Source organism: Niabella pedocola, from assembly GCF_021044425.1.
Classification (GTDB): Bacteria; Bacteroidota; Bacteroidia; order Chitinophagales; family Chitinophagaceae; genus Niabella; species Niabella pedocola.
In genome coordinates this window covers 173,934-197,389 of sequence record NZ_JAJNEC010000008.1, presented here as the reverse complement: position 1 = coordinate 197,389, position 23,456 = coordinate 173,934, and the positions used below count along the sequence as shown (strand labels likewise).

General features: G+C 47.9%; 18 protein-coding genes. 15 read left to right on the top strand and 3 right to left on the bottom strand.

The genetic code is table 11. The features are described from left to right. Positions 1 to 98: 98 nt before the first annotated feature. From LQ567_RS25275 to LQ567_RS25205, 15 genes are all read left to right on the top strand, one after another. Positions 99 to 302 (top strand): hypothetical protein, encoded by a 204-nt coding sequence (locus tag LQ567_RS25275; protein ID WP_231008709.1) that lies wholly within the window; start codon positions 99 to 101, stop codon positions 300 to 302. A 227-nt stretch (positions 303 to 529) separates the two neighbouring features. Continuing rightward, positions 530 to 2,173 (top strand): glycoside hydrolase family 28 protein, encoded by a 1,644-nt coding sequence (locus LQ567_RS25270; RefSeq protein ID WP_231008708.1) that lies wholly within the window; start codon positions 530 to 532, stop codon positions 2,171 to 2,173. Between the two features lie 24 nt (positions 2,174 to 2,197). Continuing rightward, a complete protein-coding gene (locus LQ567_RS25265) occupies positions 2,198 to 4,111 on the top strand; it encodes a glycoside hydrolase family 88 protein (RefSeq protein ID WP_231008707.1) in 1,914 nt (637 codons plus the stop codon). Positions 4,112 to 4,119: 8 nt separating this feature from the next. Beyond that, positions 4,120 to 5,637, top strand: a complete 1,518-nt coding sequence (locus LQ567_RS25260) for a tagaturonate reductase (RefSeq protein WP_231008706.1) — start codon at positions 4,120 to 4,122, stop codon at positions 5,635 to 5,637. A gap of 2 nt (positions 5,638 to 5,639) precedes the next feature. After that, a complete protein-coding gene (locus tag LQ567_RS25255) occupies positions 5,640 to 7,289 on the top strand; it encodes a UxaA family hydrolase (protein ID WP_231008705.1) in 1,650 nt (549 codons plus the stop codon). 78 nt (positions 7,290 to 7,367) lie between these two features. Then, the gene (gene uxaC / locus LQ567_RS25250) at positions 7,368 to 8,777 is read left to right on the top strand and encodes a glucuronate isomerase (RefSeq protein ID WP_231008704.1); all 1,410 of its coding nucleotides are present in this window, start codon (positions 7,368 to 7,370) and stop codon (positions 8,775 to 8,777) included. Positions 8,778 to 8,853: 76 nt separating this feature from the next. Continuing rightward, positions 8,854 to 9,606 (top strand): SDR family oxidoreductase, encoded by a 753-nt coding sequence (locus LQ567_RS25245; RefSeq protein ID WP_231008703.1) that lies wholly within the window; start codon positions 8,854 to 8,856, stop codon positions 9,604 to 9,606. A 40-nt stretch (positions 9,607 to 9,646) separates the two neighbouring features. Then, the gene (gene kduI / locus LQ567_RS25240) at positions 9,647 to 10,477 is read left to right on the top strand and encodes a 5-dehydro-4-deoxy-D-glucuronate isomerase (protein ID WP_231008702.1); all 831 of its coding nucleotides are present in this window, start codon (positions 9,647 to 9,649) and stop codon (positions 10,475 to 10,477) included. A 7-nt stretch (positions 10,478 to 10,484) separates the two neighbouring features. Next, positions 10,485 to 10,889, top strand: a complete 405-nt coding sequence (locus tag LQ567_RS25235; protein ID WP_231008701.1) for a hypothetical protein — start codon at positions 10,485 to 10,487, stop codon at positions 10,887 to 10,889. A gap of 11 nt (positions 10,890 to 10,900) precedes the next feature. Then, entirely contained in the window at positions 10,901 to 11,926 is a 1,026-nt protein-coding gene (locus LQ567_RS25230; protein ID WP_231008700.1) for a sugar kinase, read from the top strand. Positions 11,927 to 11,959: 33 nt separating this feature from the next. Continuing rightward, positions 11,960 to 13,066, top strand: coding sequence for a Gfo/Idh/MocA family protein (locus tag LQ567_RS25225; RefSeq protein WP_231008699.1), 1,107 nt, complete (start codon positions 11,960 to 11,962; stop codon positions 13,064 to 13,066). A 43-nt stretch (positions 13,067 to 13,109) separates the two neighbouring features. Continuing rightward, positions 13,110 to 13,562 (top strand): YhcH/YjgK/YiaL family protein, encoded by a 453-nt coding sequence (locus LQ567_RS25220; protein WP_231008698.1) that lies wholly within the window; start codon positions 13,110 to 13,112, stop codon positions 13,560 to 13,562. A gap of 2 nt (positions 13,563 to 13,564) precedes the next feature. Beyond that, positions 13,565 to 14,227 (top strand): bifunctional 4-hydroxy-2-oxoglutarate aldolase/2-dehydro-3-deoxy-phosphogluconate aldolase, encoded by a 663-nt coding sequence (locus tag LQ567_RS25215; RefSeq protein ID WP_231008697.1) that lies wholly within the window; start codon positions 13,565 to 13,567, stop codon positions 14,225 to 14,227. Positions 14,228 to 14,229: 2 nt separating this feature from the next. Beyond that, positions 14,230 to 15,591 (top strand): MFS transporter, encoded by a 1,362-nt coding sequence (locus tag LQ567_RS25210; protein WP_231008696.1) that lies wholly within the window; start codon positions 14,230 to 14,232, stop codon positions 15,589 to 15,591. A 270-nt stretch (positions 15,592 to 15,861) separates the two neighbouring features. Then, on the top strand, positions 15,862 to 18,504 hold the full coding sequence (locus LQ567_RS25205; RefSeq protein ID WP_231008695.1) for a glycoside hydrolase family 2 protein: 2,643 nt from the start codon (positions 15,862 to 15,864) through the stop codon (positions 18,502 to 18,504). A 144-nt stretch (positions 18,505 to 18,648) separates the two neighbouring features. Here LQ567_RS25205 and LQ567_RS25200 read toward each other — a convergent pair whose 3' ends face one another. From LQ567_RS25200 to LQ567_RS25190, 3 genes are all read right to left on the bottom strand, one after another. Next, positions 18,649 to 20,268, bottom strand: a complete 1,620-nt coding sequence (locus LQ567_RS25200) for an ArnT family glycosyltransferase (protein ID WP_231008694.1) — start codon at positions 20,266 to 20,268, stop codon at positions 18,649 to 18,651. 198 nt (positions 20,269 to 20,466) lie between these two features. After that, on the bottom strand, positions 20,467 to 22,245 hold the full coding sequence (locus LQ567_RS25195) for an AMP-dependent synthetase/ligase (RefSeq protein WP_231008693.1): 1,779 nt from the start codon (positions 22,243 to 22,245) through the stop codon (positions 20,467 to 20,469). Between the two features lie 100 nt (positions 22,246 to 22,345). Next, a complete protein-coding gene (locus LQ567_RS25190; protein ID WP_231008692.1) occupies positions 22,346 to 23,362 on the bottom strand; it encodes a tetratricopeptide repeat protein in 1,017 nt (338 codons plus the stop codon). Positions 23,363 to 23,456 lie beyond the last annotated feature (94 nt).

The window sequence follows — 23,456 nt, the reverse complement described above, 5'->3', positions numbered from 1 at the left end:
AAATTGTTAGTTATAAAAGTTGGCTTCGCGCAGATATTTAGGAGCTTGTTTAGATAAAAACCCTTAATTTCAACTTTTCAAATCAAAAATTAATCATTATGGCAGATGCAACTCTTACCGCTTACAATGTGAAAACAAAAGAAAAGAATGTACCGATCCAGGATGCTGTGATCTCTCGTACAGCAAAGGGCGGATACATTGCGAAAGGGCACGATGGCAAAGGAAATAAACTGACTTCTCTCCTGGGAGAAGAAAAAGCATTGGCTGCTATTAAAGCTGGTTTGGCGAAACAAGACTGGTAACCGTTTATATAATTTGTATAGATCGCGGGTGTTTCAGATTACTGGAACACCCGCTTTTTTTTACGGACTGATCCCGCATTACACCATGGCATTCCGGGGTATTTTCCGCCTGCGGATCATGATAACGTTTGCGTAAATAAAAAGCCGGAATCCCTTTTGTGCCCAATGAATTCGGCTTAACTTGGCGCCGCAGCGTAGCTTGTTTCAGTAGAAAATAGGATTGCCGGATGTTAAAAAACAGTTTATATTTCTTTTTGTTGTTGATCGGGGTGCAACTGCAGGCTCAGCCAGGATGGAAATTGCCAACCGTGCAGGAACCACATTTTGGAAAGGCTGTTTACCGGATCACCAGCTATGGAGCTGTTCCGGATGGTTACATACTGAACACCAAAAGCATCCAGGAGGCTATTGATGCCTGTTCGCAAAAAGGAGGCGGAATGGTACAGGTGCCTTCCGGTTTGTGGCTTACCGGTCCCATTGTATTGAAATCGGGCGTAAACCTGAACCTGGCAGCAGGTGCAACCCTGCTGTTCACCCCAGACAAATCGCAGTACCCGCTGGTAAAAGCCAATTGGGAAGGATTCCCGCAAATGCGCAACCAGTCGCCCATATCCGCAGAAAATGCCCGGAATATTGCCATTACAGGAAGCGGGATCATCGATGGCAACGGCGATGCCTGGCGGGCCGTTAAAAAAGAGAAATTAACAGAATCACAGTGGAAAAAACGGGTAGCCTCCGGCGGCGTGCTCAGTGAGGACGGCCGCATATGGATGCCTTCCGAAAGCTATGCCCGCGGGGATGCGTTAAAAGACCCGGGGCGGATCACCGCGGACAAGACCGGGGCATTTTATGCATCCGTAAAGGATTTTTTCCGTCCCAACCTGCTGGTGCTTACCTCCTGTGACGGTGTATTGCTGGAAGGGGTGACCTTTCAGAATTCTCCCGCCTGGTGCCTTCACCCGTTGATGAGCCGGAACATTACCATGCGGAATGTGGTTGTAAAAAATCCCTGGTATGCCCAGAATGGTGACGGCATCGACCTGGAAAGCTGCAGCAATGTACGCATAGAGAACAGTGTATTCGATGTGGGCGATGATGCACTTTGCATGAAAAGCGGGCGTGATGCAGACGGACGCCAGCGTGCCATGCCCACGAAGGACGTGGTCATCAGCGGATGCACCGTATATGCCGCTCACGGCGGTTTTGTGGTAGGCAGTGAAATGAGCGGTGGTGTAAATAATGTATATGTCAGCAATTGTACCTTCATTGGTACAGATATCGGCCTGCGTTTTAAAACTACCCGGGGGCGCGGGGGAATAGTGGAAAATATTTTTATCCGCGATATTTATATGAAGGATATCCCGGGAGACGCCATCCTGTTTGATATGTATTACATGGCAAAGGACCCGGTACCCCTGGAAGGGGAAAAAGCAGCGCTTCCCAAAGTAGAGCAGTTGCCGGTAAACGAAACCACGCCGCAGTTCCGGAATATTGATATCCGCAATGTGTATGTAAACGGGGCCCAGCGTGCCGTTTTGCTGAGGGGATTGCCGGAAATGCCGGTAAAGGATATCCGCATTCATAACGCCGTATTCCAATCGGATAACGGGGTTAGTATCCAGGACGCAGCAGGCATCGGGTTCAAAAATGTAAAGATCTTTAACCGGAATACCGGCCCGGTGGTGGATGTGGTAAATGCGCAGGATATCCGGTTTGACGGGCTGCTTTACAACGAGCAGGTACCATTGTTAATACGGGTAAGCGGCAGCGGCAGCAAGGCGCTCCGGTTTACAAATACCCCTTATCATAAAACCACTAAAAAACTGGAAACCGCAGCGGGGGCAACCGTGGCCGCAGTTTCTTTTCAATAATCTTTAAAACCAGTGTTGGTATTTATGCGAAAATATATCCTGCTTTTGGTGGCTTTTTGCTCACTGCAGTTTGCAGCGCAGGCCCAGTCCTATGCGCAGCAAATGGCGCGTACCGCCATGCATCTCTGGCCGGATTCCTTTTCAGTGGTTCCGGGGCGGCCCGCGCGATGGAGCTACGACCAGGGGGTGATACTTAAAGGAATTGAGGGCATCTGGCTGGCTACCGGCGATCCCCGCTGGTTTAACTACATACAGCACAGCATGGATTATTTTGTGGGGGAAGACGGGCGCATTAAAGATTATGAGCCGGATACCTACAATATCGATCATGTAAATAACGGAAAATTACTGTTGACCCTTTTTCGTGTAACCGGAAAAGAGAAATATAAAAAAGCTGTATTTCAATTAAGGGAACAATTACGCACTCACCCCCGCACCAATGGGGGTGGGTTTTGGCATAAGAAGGTGTACCCTTACCAGATGTGGTTGGATGGCCTTTATATGGCCCAGCCTTTCTATGCCGAATACGCCCAGGTTTTTGGAGAGGACAGCATCTTCAATGATGTAACCCGCCAGTTTGTGCTGATGGAAAAAAATGCCCGCGATCCTAAAACTGGCCTGCTTTATCATGGCTATGATGAAGCACGCAAAGAACAATGGGCGAACCCCAAAACCGGTGTATCGCCGCATTTTTGGGGACGTGCATTGGGTTGGTATGGAATGGCGCTGGTAGATGCGCTGGATTATTTTCCGGAGGATCATCCCGGGAGAAAAGAACTGGTTGCCATCCTCAACCGGCTGACGGCAGCGGTCGTTAAGGTACAGGACCCGGCCACCGGAATGTGGTTCGACATCGTAGATCTTCCCGGCAGAAAGCCGAATTATACAGAATCATCGGCCACCGCTATGCTGGCCTATACGCTGGCAAAGGGAGCACGCAAAGGATATATTTCAACAGGCTACCAGGCAAACGCTGTCAAAGCATTTAACGGGCTTGTAAAATACAAACTAACGCAAACCGATGGGTTTGTCAGCCTGGAAGGCACGGTGTCGGTATCGGGATTGGGCGGGAAGCCCTACCGGGACGGCAGTTTCGACTATTATATGCGGGAAAAGGTAGTACGGAATGATCCCAAGGGAATGGGCGCGTTTATCCTGGCCGCTAATGAAATTGAGTTAATACCGGGCCTGGCGGCCGGAAGGGGAAAAACGATCCTGCTGGATAACTTTTTTAATAATGAATGGCGGAAAGGTGCGGGCGGGCAGCAGGAACGCTGGCATTATACCTGGAACGACTGGTCGAACGGCGGATATGCCTTTTTAGGAAGCCTGTTTGAACAACAGGGTGCCAGCATCCGGTCACTTACGGAAGCGCCCACTGCCGGCAACCTGGCCGGTGCATCTGTTTATATAATTGTGGATCCGGATACTGAAAAAGAAACGGCACATCCCAATTATATGAACGAACAATCAGCCGCACAGATCGAAGAATGGGTAAAGAGGGGCGGCGTACTGGTGCTGTTGGCAAACGATGCCGGTAACTGCGATCTGCAACATTTCAATATCCTGGCAGCGCGCTTTGGCATCCGGTTTAACGAAGACAACCAGCTCATGGTAAAGAACAATGATTATGAAATGGGACGGGTAAACATTCAACCGGGTAATATAATTTTTAAAAATGCCAAAAATGTTTATCTGAAAGAAATAAGTTCTTTGAATCTTTACAAAACGGCCGTACCGCTACTAAAAGCAGGTAACATAACAGCAATGGCTGTAGCAAAACACGGGAAAGGAACGGTTTTCGCCCTGGGTGATCCCTGGATTTATAATGAATATGTAGATGGCAAGAAACTGCCATTGCAGTATGAAAATTTTAAAGCAGCGGGAGATTGGGTGAACTGGCTGTTAAAAACGTCCGTTAGTAAACCAAAAAAATAAAAATATAAATGCAGTTATCTAAAACAGTAATAGCATCCATCAAAGAAGACCCGGCGTTGTCGGTGCCTTCTGCGGCGCAACTGGAGCTTCCTGAAAAAGTGTTGCAGTTTGGAACCGGGGTGTTGTTGAGAGGGTTACCCGATTATTTTATCGACAAGGCCAATAAACAGCAGATCTTTAACGGGCGGGTAGTAGTGGTAAAGTCCACGGATACCGGCGGTGCCGATGCTTTTGAAACACAGAATGGCTTATATACCATTTGCGTAAGAGGGCTGGAAGATGGCAAACAAGTAAACGAATATATTGTAAACAGTGCCATCAGTCGTGTGTTATCTGCCAAAAGCCAATGGCAGCAGATCCTCGAAGTGGCGCAAAGTCCGCAGCTGGAAGTAGTGATTTCCAATACTACCGAACTGGGTATTGTTATGAGCGATGATAAGATCACCGATCAGCCACCTGCTTCTTTTCCCGGTAAACTGCTGGCAGTACTGTATGAGCGCTTTAAAGCTTTTAACGGGAGCAGGGAAAGCGGTCTGGTGATCATTCCTACAGAGTTGATCATTGATAACGGCCGGCAGCTGAAAGACATTATCCTGAAGCTGGCGGCGCAAAACCAGCTGGAACAGGCGTTTATCAGCTGGCTCAACGAGGCCAATCATTTTTGCAGCTCCCTGGTAGACCGTATTGTACCGGGTAAACTGGCAGGTGAAGACCTGGAACAAACGCAGCAGCAACTGGGTTATACCGATGAGCTGATGATCATGAGCGAAGTATTCCGTTTATGGGCCATTGAAGCGGCAGATCCGCGTGTGGCCGAGGTATTATCCTTTGCCAAAACAGATGCCGGGGTGGTGATTGCGCCCGATATTGAAAAGTTCAGGGAACTCAAGCTGCGCCTGCTCAACGGAACCCATACCCTTTCTTGCGCGCTGGCGTACCTGTGCGGATTTGAAACCGTAAAGGAAGCCATGGCCGATAAGACCTTTGATACGTTTGTTACCCAACTTTCCAAAGCGGAACTGGCCAGGGCAGTAGCGGGCGCGCGCATTTCCTACGAGGAAGCCTGTAAATTTGCAGATGCGGTTATTGAGCGGTTTAAGAACCCGTTCTTAGATCATAAATGGCTAAGTATTAGTTTTGCGTATACATCAAAGATGCTGATGCGGAATGTACCGTTAATAAAGAAGTATTACGAAAGCGGGGAAGGCAGCGCTGCTGCTGCGATAGCCCTCGGTTTTGCGGCATACCTGCTTTTTATGAAATCGGAGCAGGAGGGAACGGTATATATGGGATCGGCCAACGGCAAACAATATGTGATCAACGATGATAAAGCGGCGGTACTTGCACAGAAATGGAAAGCAGCTGCCAACCCGGAAGCCCTTGTTACAGCCGTGCTGGCAGATACCGGGTTGTGGAACGAGGACCTGAACCAGATCCCCGGCTTTGCAGGGGCGGTAACACAACAATTGCAATTTTTAACACAAAGCGGTGCCAACGCTGCTTTGCAAAATATTATAAAGGAATAAAAATGGCGGAAATCGTTTTAAAAGTCCATCCCAAGGATAACGTTATTGTGGCGTTAAAGGATTTAAAGAAGGGGCAGATCATCAGCTACGGAGGAACCGAATATGAGTTACAAAATGACATCGGTGCAAAGCATAAATTTTTTACCCATGACCTTCAAACAGGTGATGAAATCATCATGTATGGCGTTCTGGTGGGCAAAGCGCAGGAGTTCATCCCACAGGGAGGGTTGATGACGACCACCAATACCAAGCATGCCGCCGATCCTTTTGAATACCGCCCGTATCAGTATCACTGGACCGCCCCGGATGTTTCGAAGTTTAAGGGCCGGACCTTTAACGGGTATCACCGCAGCGACGGCCGGGTAGGAACGGCCAACTACTGGTTATTTATGCCCACGGTATTTTGTGAAAACCGCAATCTGGATGTGATCCGCGAAGCATTGCACAACGAGCTGGGATATGCGGTTACCGATAAATACAAAAAGTATGCGCACCATCTTGTGGAGGCGTTTAAAAACCAGGAAGATCTTTCCAATATCACATTGAATGCGCTTCCTGAGGGAACCGGTCGGAAGGGCGACCGCCTGTTCAAAAATATAGACGGCATTAAATTTTTAAATCACCAGGGAGGATGCGGCGGTACCCGCCAGGATGCCGGTACGCTCAGTAAACTGCTGGCGGCTTATGCCGATCATCCCAATGTAGCGGGCATCACCATCCTGAGCCTGGGATGTCAGAACCTGCAGACCAAACAATTACTGGAAGATATTAAATTAAGAAACCCGTCCTTTGATAAACCCGTACTTGTATTTGAACAGCAGCAATCCAAAAGCGAAGAACAACTGGTGGCCGATGCCATCCGGGAAACATTTGAAGGATTGATTGAAGCCAATAAAATCGAACGCAGCCCGGCACCGTTAACCGCCTTAACTGTTGGTGTAAAATGCGGTGGCAGTGATGGTTTCAGCGGTATCAGCGCTAACCCGGCCGTGGGATATACCAGCGATCTGCTGGCTGCCTTGGGTGCAAAAATCCTGCTGGCAGAGTTTCCCGAATTGTGTGGTGCCGAACAGCAGTTGATCGATCGTACAATAGAGGAAGCTGCGGCACGTAAGTTCATTCACCTGATGACTACGTACAACGACCAGGCGCTTAGTGTGGGGTCCGGGTTTTTTATGAACCCGTCTCCCGGCAATATAAAAGACGGCCTGATCACAGATGCCATCAAAAGTACGGGGGCCGCAAAAAAAGGTGGCACCTCTCCGGTAGTGGATGTACTGGACTATACCGAGCCTGCAACAAAGCCCGGTTTAAGTCTTGTATGTACACCGGGTAATGATGTGGAGGCTACAACCGGTAAAGCCGCTTCGGGAGCCACCCTGATCCTGTTTACCACCGGGCTGGGTACCCCAACCGGCAACCCTGTTTGCCCTACTATAAAAATTGCCACCAACACCATACTGGCCAACCGGATGGGAGATATCATCGATATCAATACCGGGGGCATCATCGACGGGGAAAAAACTATAGAGCAAATGGGCGAAGAGATCCTGGAGTATTGTATCAAAGCCGCAAGCGGAGAAGTGGTACCCAAGGCGGTATTGCTGAACCAGGATGACTTTATTCCCTGGAAGAGAGGCGTTTCCCTGTAATGAAGCGTTTGCCGGGAGCATAACAATAAGCTGCGGACAGCAAATGAATAACGAACGAATAAATAATCCATTAATTAAGTGAAACAGTTTTTAGACGATAATTTTTTACTGGAAACAAAAACGGCAGAGCGTTTGTACCATGATTATGCAAAGCAAATGCCTATCATCGACTACCATTGTCATTTACCGCCACAGCAAATAGCGGAAGATCACCAGTTTCAAAACATTACCCAGGCCTGGCTTTACGGCGATCATTACAAATGGCGGGCTATGCGTACTAATGGGGTAGATGAGCGTTTCATTACCGGGGCGGCCACCGATGAGGAAAAGTTCCTGAAGTGGGCGGAAACCGTTCCCTACGCTATGCGCAACCCGCTGTACCACTGGACGCACCTGGAACTGCAACGCTACTTTGATATCCATGAAATCCTGGATGCCGGCAGCGGTAAACGCATTTATGATGGGGCCTCTGCCATGATGGGCAGCAGCCCTTACAGTGTAAAGAACCTGCTGCGCAAAATGAATGTGAAGGTGGTTTGTACCACGGATGACCCGGTAGACACGTTGGAATTTCATCAGCAAATAAAGGCCGATGGGTTTGAAATACCGGTTTATCCCGCTTTCCGGCCCGATAATGCCATGAATGTTTCGAGTCCGGAAACCTTTGCCGCGTATGTGGCAAAGCTGGAAGCCGCTTCCGGTATGGAAGTAAAAAACCTGGATACCTACCTGCAGGCATTGAAAAGCCGGCACGATTTCTTTGCAGAAATGGGTTGCTCCGTATCGGACCACGGGCTGGAGCATATTCATGCTGCCGATTATACAGAGGCCGGCGTCAGCGCTGCTTTCGATAAGATCCGGGCCGGCAGGCACCTGTCTGCAGAAGAGCAGGAACAATTCCGTTCGGCCATGCTGGTTTGGTTTGCGGAATGGGATCATGAAAAAGGATGGGTACAGCAATACCACCTGGGTGCATTACGTAACAACAACGCCCGCCTGCTTCATCAATTGGGCCCCGATACGGGCTGGGACTCCATTGGTGACTTTTCCCAGGGAAGGGTGCTTTCCAAATTCCTGAACGGACTGGATAAGAACGACCGGCTGGCAAAAACTATCCTGTATAATCTCAATCCGTCCGATAATGAACTGTTTGCCACCATGACCGGTAATTTTAACGACGGCACGGTAACCGGGAAAGTACAGTGGGGTTCCGGTTGGTGGTTTCTCGACCAGAAAGACGGTATGATCGATCAGATGAACACCCTTTCCAACATGGGACTGATCAGCCGCTTTGTAGGAATGTTAACGGATTCCAGGAGTTTTCTTTCCTTTCCAAGACACGAGTACTTCCGTAGAATACTCTGCAATTTGTTTGGAAACGATATTGAAAATGGCGAACTTCCCGCGGATATCAGCTGGGTAGGTAAGCTTGTACAGGATATTTGTTTTAATAATGCAAATGAATATTTTGGATTCGGAGCCAGGTAGGGAATAATGAGTGCTTAACAGGCAACGGAGCCCGACTCATAAACGATACATAATCAAAAAAACAATAAACTTAAACATGTTTGATCTGTCAGGTAAAACGGCCTTGATCACAGGCGGCAACAAGGGAATCGGGAAAGGCATGGCCATTGGATTGGCAAAAGCCGGTGCCGATATTATTGTGGCTGCGCGTTCTGTGGAAGCAGGGTCGGAAGTGGAAACGGAAGTGAGAAAATTAGGACGTAATTTCAAACACTACAAACTGGATGCAGCCGACCGGAGTAGTGTATATACATTTGTAAAGGAGGTGCTGGATGAAAATGAACGCATCGATATCCTGGTAAATAATGCCGGAACCATTATGCGTAAACCCGCGGCAGAACATCCGGATGAATATTGGGATCAGGTACTTTCCATCAACCTGGATACCCCTTTTATACTGGCGCGTGAATTTGGAAAGCACATGATTGAGAAAGGTTCCGGTAAAATTATTTTTACCTGTTCGCTGCTGAGCTTCCAGGGTGGCATCAATGTACCGGGATATGCAGCCAGTAAAGGTGCCTTGAGCAGTTTGGTAAAAGCCCTGGCCAACGAGTGGGCTTCCAAAGGTGTAAATGTAAACGGTATTGCACCGGGTTATATTGCAACCGACAATACGCAGGCATTACGGGAAGATGCGGAGCGCAGTAAATCGATCCTGGACCGGATTCCGGCGGGTCGCTGGGGTACACCCGAAGATTTTGCCGGGCCCGCAGTTTTTTTAGCCTCCGAAGCAGGAAGCTATGTACATGGCACCATTCTTACCGTAGATGGCGGCTGGATGGGCCGGTGAGTTCAATTAAAAATAAGAAATCAAAAATCAGAAACTAGAAATGGAAATAAGATACGAACACAGTCCGCAGGAAACAAAAGGAATGACCACAGAGCAATTGCGGGAAAGCTTTCTTGTTGAAGATCTGATGAAGACCGACAAGCTAACCCTGGTTTACAGCTTCTACGATCGGTTGATTGTAGGTGGTGTAAAGCCCGTGGCGAAAGCGGTATCGCTGAAAAATGAGGAAGAATTAAAATCCGAGTTTTTTCTGCAACGCCGGGAAATGGGTGTCATCAATGTAGGAGGCAAAGGCACGATCACTGTAGACGGTCAGAAATTTGCGCTGGATAAACTGGATTGCCTGTATATCGGCCGTGGATCTAAAAAAGTAAGCTTCAGCAGCAACGGGAAAAAAGATCCCGCGGTGTTTTATATTTTGTCGGCGCCGGCACATCACGACTATCCCACTACCAAGTACACCAAGGAGCAGGCAGCACCGGTAACATTGGGCGATATTACCACTTCTAATAAAAGAACCATTTACAAATATATTCATGAAGAGGGTGTTCAAAGCTGTCAGCTGGTAATGGGGCTCACGGTGCTGGAAACAGGCAGCGTATGGAACTCTGTTCCTCCGCATACACATACCCGCAGAACCGAGATCTATTTCTATTTCGACCTGCCGGAAGAACAGCGCCTGTTTCATATGATGGGACAGCCGCAGCAAACCCGTCACATCATTATGCAGAACCAGGAAGCGGTGATCTCTCCGCCCTGGAGCATGCACTTTGGCTGCGGTACTTCCAACTACGGATTCATCTGGGGTATGGCCGGCGAAAACAAACAGTATACAGACATGGACCCGGCACCGATTGCTACGTTATTATAGAAGTATTGTGATCGTCAACCAAAATATAACAGAAAACCTGTTTCCGGAAGCGCAGCCGGAGCGTCCCTTTTTTCTCAGGCGGGCAACCGTTTTGGGAATGCTGGGGATCGTTGTTTTATTAACCATCCTTTTGTATTTTATTACCCTTGCAACAATGGATGAACAACTCGCAGATCTTTATGACGGGGCGGTTGGTGACAGCGGAATCAGAAAGGACCTGTTCCTGTTTCTTGCGTTGGGCATTCCGGTTTTGGGCTTTTTGATCAGTTTACCGGTGAGTTTATTGCCCTACAACAAATCGAGATACCGGCAGAAGTACGTACCTTTTGCAATGGTAGCCATATTGGGCATTCAGTTTTTTTTGATGGCGATACGCCTGATCGATCTTTTCATTCTAACAAACAAAAAATAGAGAATATTATTATGTCAAAGAAAGTTGTTACACTGGGCGAAATCATGTTACGCTTGTCCACTCCGGGTTTTGAGCGTTTTGTTCAGGCGGATTCTTTTGATGTTACCTATGGGGGCGGTGAAGCCAACGTAGCTGTGGCCCTTTCCAATTACGGGCTTGACGGTTATTTTGTATCAAAGGTTCCGGACAATGCCATTGGCCAGTCTGCTATCAATCATTTACGCCGTTACGGGGTGAATACCGATTTTGTGGCAAGAGGTGGCGACCGGCTGGGTATTTACTTCCTCGAAACAGGTGCATCCATGCGGGCATCGCAGGTGATCTACGATCGCGCTGGTGCGGCTATTGCAGAAGTAGATGCCAGTGAGTTTGATTTTGACAAGATCCTCGACGGGGCCGATTGGTTTCATACAACCGGTATTACACCGGCGCTAAGCGATAAAGCGGCGGCTTTAACCGAAGCAGCGCTGAAGGCCGCAAAGGCAAAGGGGATTACTACCAGCATTGACCTGAATTACCGTAAAAAATTGTGGAGTAAGGAAAAAGCCCGGGAAGTAATGACCGAGCTTTGCAAATATGTGGACGTTTGCATCGGCAATGAAGAAGATGCAGAAACCACCTTGGGCTTTAAAGCTGCGGACACGGATATTACAAAAGGAGAACTGAACCTGGACGGCTACAAGGATGTGATCCGTCAGATGAAAGAAAAGTTCAATTTTAAATATATCGCTTCCTCTTTGCGCGAGAGCTACAGCGCCAGTGATAACGGCTGGAGCGCGCTGGTAAGTGATGGCACAGAGTTTTATCATACTCGTAAATACGATGTGCGCATTGTAGACCGTGTAGGAAGCGGCGATAGTTTTGCCAGCGGCCTGATTTACGGACTGGTTACCGGTATGAGCATGGCCGATGCGGCAGAATTTGGTGTGGCGGCTTCTGCATTAAAACATACGATCCCCGGAGACCTGAACCATGCCACATTAAGCGACGTAAAAACGCTGATGAAGGGCGATGCCAGCGGACGGGTACAGCGGTAATCATTGCGGTCCGGTCCGGCAGGCACCTGAACCATGAAGGAAATAAAAACGATACAACGGTTGTTCCTGCTTTTGATCCTTTGCATTTCATATGCAGGAGGAACAGCAGCACAGCAACCCGTACGCCTTGCCATCGCAGGCATCACGCACGGACACAGCGACTGGATCTATAACCGGAAACTGAAAGGAGATATTGAAATCGTTGGCATCTATGAAACGAATGCCGACCGTATCCGGGAATTCCGGGAGCGGTACCGGCTGCCGGCGGCTCTTTTTTATACGGATCTGAAACAGATGCTGGACCAGGTAAAACCTGCTGGTGTAATGGCTTTTGGGCCGGTGAACGAGCACATTGAAGTAGTGCGGGCGGCAGCGCCACGCAGGATGCATGTAATGGTAGAAAAACCATTGGCCACCAGCTATAAGGACGCACTGGAAATAGCGGCACTGGCAAAGCAGCATGGAATAAAAGTGCTGACCAATTTTGAAACCTCCTGGTATGCCAGCAACCAGTATGTACGAAACTGTTACAAGGAGGGAAAACTGGGCCGGTTACGGAAAGTACTGGTAAACGACGGGCATGAAGGCCCTTGGGCGATGAACCGGCATTTTGTTTCCTGGCTTACGGACCCGGTAAAGAATGGTGGCGGTGCCCTTACGGACTTTGGCTGTTACGGGGCCAACTTGATGACCTGGTTAATGGATGGGCAGCGGCCTGTATCGGTTACGGCCGTCACGCATCAAAACCGCCCGGATCGCTATCCGAAAGTAGAAGATGAAGCAACGATCATCCTGCAGTACCCGGAAACCCAATGCGTGATCCAGGCTTCATGGAGCTGGACTTTCAGCCGTAAAGACATGGAAGTATATGGTGCCAAAGGGTATGCGATTGCTGTAGATCGTACAAAGGTAAGAACCCGGTTGGATGCAACCCTTCCCGAAACCACAGAAACCCTGGAGCCAAGGCCGGAGCCTTTTGAAGATCCGTTCGCCGTGTTTGCGGGTGTAATAAAGGGAACGCTGAAACAGGAGGTTAATGATCTGTACGAACTGCCGGTGAATGTAACCGTGGTGGAGATCCTGGATGCCGCACGCAGGGCTGCAAAAAGTGGAACGACAATATACCTGAAATCCCGGTAAACCATTTTATGACCGTGGAGGGAAATGATTAAATAAAGATTTTATGATCATAGATACGATAAATAACGGATTGCATTACGCGGCTTTACATCCGCTGTTCAAAAAAGCATTGGATTACATAAAACGAACAGACCTTTTAAATACACCTGCAGGTACCTATATCGTGGAAGAGGATGCCGTGAAAGCGATCGTATCCGAAGCCGCTGGTAAAAAGGCGGAGGTTGCGCTGGAGAAATTCGAGTGCCATAACCGGTTTATCGATATCCAGTATGTGATCAGCGGCGTAGAGCAAATGGGCTGGAGGCCCCGGCAGGACTGCATTGTACCCAATGGAGATTATAACGCCGAAAAGGATGTACAGTTTTACGGAGATGCGCCGGATATGTTCTTTACGCTGCATCCCGGCCAATTTGTGATCTTTTTCCCGGACGATGTGCATGCCCCGATGATCGGTGACGGCATGATTAAAAAATTAGTAATGAAAATAAAAATATAAGAATGGCAGTGCAACAAACAATCGACATTATTATAGCGCAGGGCATGCTGCCTTTGTACTTTAACGCAGATGAAACCGTGAGTATCGAAGTACTGCGGGCATTACATGGGGCTGGTGTGCGCGCTGTAGAATATACCAACCGGGGTGAAGCCGCTTTTGACAATTTTAAGAAACTGGTGGCCGTTCGCAATGCGGAAATGCCGGGCTTGCTGCTGGGAATTGGTACCGTAAAGAATCTGCAGGATGCGCAAAGCTACCTGGAAGCCGGCGCCGACTTTTTTGTAAGCCCCGGCTTTGTTCCGGAAATAGCGGCTTTTGCCGCAGAAAAGGAAGTGTTCTATGCTCCGGGTTGTATGACACCCACTGAGATCATAGCAGCAGAGAATGCGGGTGTTAAATTTATCAAACTCTTTCCGGGCGATATGCTGGGACCCAAATACCTCAGTACGATCCGGGATATTTTCCCGAAGCTGCTGTTTATGCCAACCGGCGGTGTAGACACAACGCACGAGAGTATCGAGAGCTGGTTTAAGGCGGGTGTATGCGCAGTGGGTATGGGAAGCAAGCTGGTGAGCAAACAATTAATGGCGGATAAGGACTATACCACTATTGCCGCATCAACAACCGCTGTTTTAAATACGATCCAATCAATAAAAAGTAAGTAGTAATGCAAAAAGCCATAGGAAAATACAGGTGGACGATCTGCGGATTATTATTCTTTGCCACAACCGTAAATTATCTCGACCGGCAGGTGCTGAGTTTACTGGCACCTGAATTAACCCGGGAGTTTGGATGGACGAATACCGATTACGGGAATATAACCGCAGTGTTCCAGTTCGTATACGCATTGTCCATGTTATTTGCCGGTCGTATTGTAGACCGGTTGGGTACCAAATGGGGGTATGCCTGGGCCCTGATCATTTGGTCGATAGGAGCCATTATGCATGCCGAAGCGGTAAATATCGGGCATGCCTCCAATACGGTACTGGGGTGGTTTGGCATTGCTGCGGTGCCGGTTTCCATCATCGGGTTTATGATTGCCCGTGCAGTGCTGGGATTTGGAGAAGCCGGTAACTTTCCTGCTGCCATTAAAGCAACGGCAGAATACTTTCCCAAAAAAGAACGCTCCTTTGCCACGGGGATCTTTAATTCCGGAACCAACCTGGGCGCGATCCTTGCACCCTTAACCGTTCCCTGGATTGCCGGGCACTGGGGCTGGGAGTCTACCTTTATCATTATCGGTGCCATTGGCTTTCTCTGGCTGCTGTTCTGGTTTTATTATTATGATATTCCCGAAAAGCAAAAGCGGCTATCGCAGGAAGAGCTGGCCTATATCCAAAGCGATGTGGAGGCAAACGTAAATCAAACGGCGGCTCCGGGAGCAAAAGTACGCTGGGTAAAACTGCTGGGATATAAACAGACCTGGTCCTTTGCCATCGGTAAATTTTTAACGGATGGCGTATGGTGGTTTTATCTGTTCTGGCTGCCCAAATACCTGGCGGCACAGTACGGGCTGGAAGGAACCGACCTGGCGTTTCCGTTGTTTGTGTTGTACAGCATGACAATGGTGGGCAGCATCGGCGGCGGCTGGTTCCCTATGTACTTTATCAAAAAAGGATATCATGCTTACGACGGGCGGATGCGGGCAATGATCCTGATCGCTCTGTTCCCGCTACTGGTATTGCTGGCACAGCCATTGGGCCATATCAGTTACTGGGTGCCGGTATTGCTGATTGGGGTAGGCGCTTCTGCGCACCAGGCCTGGAGTGCAAATATCTTTACGACCGTTTCCGATATGTTTCCCAAGAAAACAGTAGCCTCTGTAACCGGTATTGGCGGTATGGCCGGGGGGATCGGTGGTGTTGTTGTTTCGCTGGTAAGCGGCAAATTATTTGACCATTATAAAACCCTGGGGCATATTGAAACCGGCTATTCGATCATTTTTACATTTTGCGCAATCGCCTATGTATTGTCCTGGGTTATCATGAAATCACTGGTACCCAAGTACAAACCGATTACAGATCTGTAAGCAGTCAATAAATTTCATAGAGTAGTTTAATCAACGTAAGTTTGAAGCATCCTGCCAGCTGGCGGGATGCTTCAATTATAGGGGGTATGCCTGGGAGGGTGAGCATGCTGATCATTTCAGCATGGGAAACAGCTCAATACCGGTTCCTTATTAATAATAATTAAATACCTCTGCAGCGGACGTTTGGTGCTGATCGTATCGCCGACGCCCTCGACGTGTAATGCGCAATTATGCAGCCCTTCGCATCAACTTTTAATGTAATTTTCAGCAATGGGAAAGAACTTTGTTGGGGGCCTCCTCGTATTTTTAATACATATCAGTTGCCTGGCACAGGATGGGCCGGATAACAGGTATGAGCTCAATAGCGGATGGAAGTGTTATAAGGCCAGTGAACTCTCGGTAACCCCGGAGCAATTATCGCAAAGCAGTTATCCTGTAAACGCGTGGATGCCGGCCACCGTACCCGGAACAGTTTTAACAACCCTGCTGGAAAATAAAAAAGTACCTGATCCTTTCTACGGAATGAATAATAACAAAATTCCGGATATCTACCAGGTGGGGAAAGCGTATTATACATACTGGTTTTGCAAAGATTTTAATGAAACCCTTCCGGCCGGTGATGGCCAGGTGTGGCTGAATTTCCGGGGTGTGAATTATAGCTGCGATATTTACCTGAACGGGAAAAAGGTAAATAAGAAGCTATTCAAAGGAATGTTCCTGCGGCAGCGCTACAATATTACGACCTATCTTAACAAGTCAGGAAAGAACCGGTTGGCCGTGATCGTGTATCCGCCGGATGCCGTGGGTAACCCCAATGGCGGCCAGGGCGGTGATGGCACCATTGCAAAAAATGTGGCCCATCAGTATGTAGCAGGCTGGGACTGGATTCAACCGGTTCGTGACCGGAACACGGGGATATGGGACAAAGTGACCATCGAAAAAACAAGGGCCGTGATCATTACGGATCCTTTTGTAAAAACGATCGTACCCGGTATGCGGAAGCCTGCGGGCCCGCAGGCACCTGCCTTCATACATACCCGTGCCACACTTGAAAATGCCGGCGCTGCAAGCGTTTCGGGCATCCTGAAATATGAGATCAATCATCAAACCGTGCAGTTGCCGGTGACCTTAAAGCCTTTTGAAAAAAAAGAAGTACAGCTGCCGGTGGTGGCAATAAAGGATCCGAAGCTTTGGTGGCCCAATACCTACGGGCCTCAAAACCGGTACCCATCTGCTTTTTCATTTATAAAAAACAATCATGCGCTCTCTGACTGGCGCGATATAGAAGTAGGGATCCGCGAAGTAAAGAACCAATGGAATGACCGTACCCGGAGCATGGAGCTGCGGGTAAACGGGCAACCGGTTTTTATAAGAGGCGGCAATTGGATCGTTTCGGATGAAATGCTGCGCTTCAGCAACGAACGCTATGATGCAGAAGTACGCTTTCACCGGGATATGGGCCTTAACCTGATCCGGGTATGGGGTGGTGCATTAACCGAGCGTCCCGAATTTTACAAAGCTTGTGACGAATATGGCCTACTGGTCATGCAGGATTTCTGGGGATCGGGTGATTGCAATGGCCGCTGGATGGATCCCAAGAAGTTGGATGACCAATGGACCCGGCGCAGTTACCCGGATGATCATCCGCTGTTTATTGAGTCGGCCGCCGATATGATCAAAATGATCCGCAATCATCCCTCGCTGGCAGTATGGTGCGGAGGTAATGAGATCGTGCTGGCGCCTGATCTTTTTCATGCACTTAAAGATTCTTTAATGCCCCTACTGGATGGTACGCGGTGGTTTATTGATTACTCCAATTCCGACAGCATGTCGTACAATGCGCTGGGAAATAATGGCGACGGGCCTTACGGAATTCAACCCCTGCCTTATTTCTGGAACTACCGCACCTGGCCATTCAATTCGGAAATAGGATCGGTGGGTATGGGTGATATTACTTCATTGCGGCGGTTTATTCCCGGGGAAAACCTGGTGATACCTGCAGAAAAAACGCGGACGGAGGCGGTGAGCGATTCGGTATGGACCTATCATAAATACATTGGTTACGGCAAATCCATAGATGCCTATGGAACGCCAAAAAGCCTGGAAGATTTTGCCAATAAAGCGCAGCTGGTCAATTACGATCAGTACCGCACTCTGATGGAAGGATTCATCGGTCATCAGTGGGATTGGTACTCAGGCGTTATCATCTGGAAAACCCAGAACCCCTGGACTGCACTGCGCGGGCAGATGTATGATTATTACCTCGACCCCAATGCCTGCCTGTACGGGCTGCATACCGGCAACCAGCCAGTGCATGGTATGTTCAGTTTTGGGGACAGTGCTGTTTATATCGCCAATAACACCTGGGATAAAAAGGATAATCTGATGCTGGTGGTAAAGACCTTTGATATGGAGGGAAAAGAACACCTGGTTACACAGGTTTTTTGCGAAGCCATCCCACAAAATGCAAAACGGATCATGTCTGTAAAAGAGGTCTTGAAAAAAATGGGTGCCGCTGAAGGACTGTTTTTGACGATACAGTTACTGGATGTGCATAAAACACTGATTGATGAAAACACTTATTGGCTAGCTGATCAAAACGGGAACTATACCGGGCTGAATAAAATGCCTGCGGCCCGGGTAAATATTCAGGGTAAAAAGATAGCAGATGGCCGGATGGATGTACTGCTTGAAAACCCGGAAGGTGCACCATTGGCATTTTTCAACCGTCTTTCTGTGATCGATACTCAAACAGGCAAACGGTTGCTGCCTTCATTTTATAGCGATAACTATATAACCGTACTTCCCGGGGCACGGAAAGAAATACAGATTACCTATCCCAAAGGAGCTTCGAATATAGCGATATCCGTGGCCGGCTGGAATTTAAAGGAACAACAGGTTACCATCCGTTAAAACGAGGAGGCTGTCTTGGCAATGACGTTTCGTTATAAGCCCTGTTGAATTGATCGCTGTCATACCGCATAAACCGGTGCGTGGGAATTACAGGAGCTTCCTGTAAGACAGGGTTCAGGAATTACAATGCAGCTGTTGGGCTGCTTATTTTTTCGAAGGGTCGATGCATTGCAAAACGAATATCGTATCGGCCGGTTTTTTTGATAGCCGCCATGAAGGCCGGCCAAAACTGGTATAATACATGCTAAATCCCTTGTTCACCGAAAAATAGGTGAGGGGCGTTACTTCGTCGCCCCAGATTTTTGCCAACAGCCGCACGGGAAGATCGGCATGGATCCGGTGATTTGATGTATTCGTGGCAATTACAATATAATCTCCGGGGCGTGCCTGGGGATTTTCCAGGCTGTATTCCACCATTCCATCCTTTTTCGAATACCACTGCCATCCCCCGGCACCGGTTGTCCATACCTTACTATTGGGCGGCATGCCTTTCATAATGCCTGCTGAGGTGGTGCGATAGTAATCGGCAAATATCCAGTCTGAAACGCCCAGCAGGATACTCAGTACCAGGGATACGGACACCGCTACTGCGCGTAACCCTGTTTTACAACGGGAGATTTTAGGTGCGGATAACAATAGGATCAACGGCACAATCAGCAATACGTGCCGGGGTGCCATAAAGGGTGCCAATAATACAATGAACACGGAGATGGTTAGAATCAGGAGGAACAATAACCCATCATCTGAAGCAACAAAGCCCGCGAATTTTTTTTGTTTAAAGGAACGGTACCCGATCCGTAAAATGGCTGCAATAATGATTAGTCCGTTTGTAAAAAAAGCGATCTCTAAAAACAAATTCAGCTGTTCCTCATCGGACCCAGTTCCATAGTACGAGAAAAAAACGACTTGTATAAACAGGAACAGGATAATATATACCAGGTAGTTGCTGAGCCGCCCTTTAATAAGATAATCGAATAAGAGGAATCCGAATGGAGCGATGCATCCAAGGCTGGTAAAAAAAGACCATAACAGATCCCAGCGGCTAAATGTTGGTACCGTGCGTCTTTCCAGGATATGAATGCCTCCGAATTCCCAGTAATTCCACAACGACCACAAAACAAGCAAACCTGCCGGTATTAAAAGAAACCGCAGGTTCCGGTATTGTTTTCTCAGTATGAAAAGGAGAAAAATAGATGCCAATACTGGTAGGAACGTGTATTTGATGAAACAGCCTGCAGCCAGCAGGCACATGGCAATGATGTAGTGCCGGGTCTGATTCGTTCTGCCGGCCAGTGAAATATAGTAGATTACGCCTAAAAGCAATGCCAGCACGGGCACATCGGTCATTAAATTCTGATTGACCACAAAGGCCGGGCAAAGCCCCAGTAGCGCCAGCAGGAAAACAGGTTTGTCCGAGCCATATAATAATGTTGCGGCTTTGTAGAACCAGTAAAGTGCTAAAAAACAAAATAGCGCTGTCAGCAGGTGCAGGCCGATCTCATTAAAACCGAAAATCAGCGACATACCGGCAATCATATAAAACAACAGCGGGGGTTGGTTGCCCGTATGTATGGGCGTTGCTTCCGGTTTATCCCACCGGATCATACCAGACATGGGTCTCAGCGGATCTTTAAGGATATGCTGCGCAGCTTCCAGGTGAAACGTATCATCCACGTGAAAAGCCTTGTTAATATTGATTGCAGTTAAAAGCAGCCAAATGCCCATCAGCAATAGCATGGGCTTTTTCAAAAGTTGTTGTATCATTATTGTTTTGGGTCCAGGCAAAGTTGCCAAAAAAAAGAATACCGGGCACTTTTTTTTGCTAAAGGGCAGCAATTAACGACGAACGACAGGAATCAAGGTTGGTTACCGGAACGTGATATCATTGTTTGTGTAAACGAAGCCATCAACCCTGCGTAGCGGGAAGTAAACGCAGCATATGATTAGATGATAGGGATGGGGTTAGCTATAAATATCGTCGATCTCTTTTTTGAATTTTTCCAGGATCGCTTTCCGTTTCAGACTCAGTTTGGGAGTCATTTCCCCCGTATCCACACTCCATTCCCGGGGAAGCAGCGCAAATTTCTTGATCTGTTCAATATGGTTGAAATTGACATTGTGATGATCGATCACCGAGCGGAACAATTCATGAACCTTCGGGTGGCTGACAATGGCCTCGTTGCTGCCGGCTTCTATTTTCTGCTCCTGCATCCAATCCTTAACGGCATAGAAAGATGGTACGATGAGTGCGCTCACAAATTTTTTATCATTACCCACTACCATGATCTGCTCGATGAACTTGCTTTCCTTCATTTTGTTCTCGATCGGCTGCGGAGCCACGTATTTTCCTCCGCTGGTTTTGAACAGTTCTTTTTTTCGATCGGTAATTTTGAGATAGCGGCTGTCGATCCATTCCCCGATATCGCCGGTACAAAGCCATCCATCTTTAATTACATCGGCGGTTAATTCGGGGTGCTTATAATAACCCTGCATTACACAAAGGCTTTTGGCCAATATTTCCCCGTCATCTGCAAGTTTTACCTGTACACCCTCGATGGCCGGGCCAACCGTTCCGATGTAGTTGTCTTCTTTGCGGTTCACACAGATCACGGGGCTATGTTCGGTGGGGCCGTATCCTTCAAAAACAGGGATGCCGGCGGCATTAAAAATACGTAGCAGTTTTTCCGGTGCTGCCGCCCCGCCGGTAATGATAAATTTAATACGGCCTCCCAGGGCCTCCCGCCATTTGCTGAATACCAGCTTCCTGGCAATGCCGAGTTTCCAGTTATAAAAAGCACCCTTATTAATCCGGTTATCATACTGTGTGCCCAGGTTAACGCTCCAGTAAAAGAGTGCCTTTTTAATTCCCCGAAGTTCCTTGCCTTTAAGCATGATCTTTTCATACACTTTTTCCAGCAGGCGCGGAACCGTTGTAAACCCATCGGGTTTGATCTCTCTTAAATTATCGGCAATGGTTTCCATGCTTTCGGCATAGTAAATACCAATGCCACTGAAAAGATAGATATACGTGATTGTTTTTTCAAAAATATGATTGAGCGGCAAAAAGCTTAAGGTCTTGGTCTGGGGCTGATCTTCAAACGGAAAACTGGCCTTTGAAAAATAAACGTTGCTAACGATATTTTCATGACTCAGCATCACCCCTTTGGGCGTTCCGGTGGTACCGGAGGTATAAATAATGGTGGCCGTATGTTTGGGACTGTACTGGTTCCGGATCGCTGAAAGTTCCTTTTCTGAAGTTTCCGTTACCGGTGTTAAAAGTTCGGAATAATGTGTTGCGCCTTCAATAGGGTCGAAGGTGTAAATGCCCTGGAGAAAATTGCTTTTAACGGATTGTACCTTTTCCAGCAACTCGCGGTTGCTGACAAAAATAAACTTAGCCTGGGACTCGTTTAAGATATATTCAAGCTCATGCGGATTGGTGGTAGGGTAAATCGGAATCAGGATAGCGCCCGTTTGCTGTACGGCAAGATCGGTAAATACCCATTCCGGCCGGTTCTGGCTGATAATGGCGATCTTGTCGCTTTCTTCTGCTGATTGATCCTTTCCGTGCACGCCCTTTGCAATAAGACCAAGCGACAACTGGTTAACGGTATTGCTAACCTCTTCAGTAGAAAATGATCTCCAGCTGCCATTGATTTTGGCAGTTAGCATGTCGGGTTTGGGAAAATGCTTCAACTGGTGGGCAATCGCATCAAACAACCTATAAGCGGGAAAAGTCATGAGCTGTTATTTAAATTCTGATATACAAATTAAGAAAAAACTACCAAATAAAAAACCACTCCGATGAGGAAGTGGTTGTACATACGATTATAGGAAAGGATTATTTCCGGTTTGAGTAAACCTGCCCCGCCGGCATTTTGAAGATCCTTGATTTATGAAACTCGGTAAACTTGTCGTATACGGCCTTGTTGGCGTTCGCCCATGTTTCAAAGGCAGACTGATTGTTTGCAGGGCCAAACATCCACTGGTTGTAGGCATCAAAAATACCGTCCCGCATCAGTTGCTGATGGTATTCAAACAAGCGATAGGGGAACTTTTTATTGTAGTTGTTGATCCAGTCCAGCACAAAACGGGTGCGGATCATGGCCAGGGTTTCGGGAGTGAGTCCCTGGGCTGTAATGCCGGATTGGCGGCCAAATGTTTCCAGAACCGCCTTGGCAAAAGGATTTTTTGTAGTAGCAGCTGTTTGGGAAAGATTGCCCGAGAACAGGTCCTTATAGGCGTCCAGCACCATTTTTTTGATATTGGCGGATTTAGGATTCAGGCTTTCCATATTGGCATAGATCTCTCCGTACAGGATGGACCAGATCTTTCCTTCCGGTAGTTTATAATAATACACGGCAGCATTGTAGTAGTTACCGCTGTAGGAGGGCGCCATTTCCATTCCCTTTTCCCACATATTGATGGCAGCGCCGCCATTTTTCATCACTTCCAGCACTTCTCCGTACTCGCTGTAAAGGGGCCCCTGTTTGGGATATTTTTCGATGGCTGTTTTGTAGATCTTCTCCGCTTCTTTTCCGTTATCTGTTCCGCGGTAAAGAGTACCGGCAAGCTGGTAGGTAGCTACATCAGCGCTTTCGGAAACCACCAGGGGTTTGATGATTTCCAGCCCTTTGGCATAGTCCTTTTTGTAATAATAGGCCAGTGCCAGGTCTTTTTGAACTTCAATATTGTTCTTGTCTGTCTGTGCTGCTTTATTCAACACCAGGAGGGCGTTTTCCATATCGCCAGCCATCATAAATTTCCGTGCATTTTCGCGCATGCTCGCAATCTGATCCTGCCCGAATGCCATAACGGTTCCCATTAAAAAAAGGCCCGCGGTAAAGATTTGCTTCATTTTCGATATTTTAAGTAACTGATAAACAGTGTATTTTATTGCTTTCTGGCTTATTTAGCAAAAAATAAGCCGAAAGCGCTCTTACAGGACGTAA

Coding starts and splice junctions, on each gene's coding strand:
- LQ567_RS25275 (WP_231008709.1), top strand. CDS start 99: ATGGCAGATGCAACTCTTACCGCTTACAATGTGAAAACAAAAGAAAAG.
- LQ567_RS25270 (WP_231008708.1), top strand. CDS start 530: ATGTTAAAAAACAGTTTATATTTCTTTTTGTTGTTGATCGGGGTGCAA.
- LQ567_RS25265 (WP_231008707.1), top strand. CDS start 2,198: ATGCGAAAATATATCCTGCTTTTGGTGGCTTTTTGCTCACTGCAGTTT.
- LQ567_RS25260 (WP_231008706.1), top strand. CDS start 4,120: ATGCAGTTATCTAAAACAGTAATAGCATCCATCAAAGAAGACCCGGCG.
- LQ567_RS25255 (WP_231008705.1), top strand. CDS start 5,640: ATGGCGGAAATCGTTTTAAAAGTCCATCCCAAGGATAACGTTATTGTG.
- LQ567_RS25245 (WP_231008703.1), top strand. CDS start 8,854: ATGTTTGATCTGTCAGGTAAAACGGCCTTGATCACAGGCGGCAACAAG.
- kduI (WP_231008702.1), top strand. CDS start 9,647: ATGGAAATAAGATACGAACACAGTCCGCAGGAAACAAAAGGAATGACC.
- LQ567_RS25230 (WP_231008700.1), top strand. CDS start 10,901: ATGTCAAAGAAAGTTGTTACACTGGGCGAAATCATGTTACGCTTGTCC.
- LQ567_RS25225 (WP_231008699.1), top strand. CDS start 11,960: ATGAAGGAAATAAAAACGATACAACGGTTGTTCCTGCTTTTGATCCTT.
- LQ567_RS25220 (WP_231008698.1), top strand. CDS start 13,110: ATGATCATAGATACGATAAATAACGGATTGCATTACGCGGCTTTACAT.
- LQ567_RS25215 (WP_231008697.1), top strand. CDS start 13,565: ATGGCAGTGCAACAAACAATCGACATTATTATAGCGCAGGGCATGCTG.
- LQ567_RS25210 (WP_231008696.1), top strand. CDS start 14,230: ATGCAAAAAGCCATAGGAAAATACAGGTGGACGATCTGCGGATTATTA.
- LQ567_RS25205 (WP_231008695.1), top strand. CDS start 15,862: ATGGGAAAGAACTTTGTTGGGGGCCTCCTCGTATTTTTAATACATATC.
- LQ567_RS25200 (WP_231008694.1), bottom strand. CDS start 20,268: ATGATACAACAACTTTTGAAAAAGCCCATGCTATTGCTGATGGGCATT.
- LQ567_RS25195 (WP_231008693.1), bottom strand. CDS start 22,245: ATGACTTTTCCCGCTTATAGGTTGTTTGATGCGATTGCCCACCAGTTG.
- LQ567_RS25190 (WP_231008692.1), bottom strand. CDS start 23,362: ATGAAGCAAATCTTTACCGCGGGCCTTTTTTTAATGGGAACCGTTATG.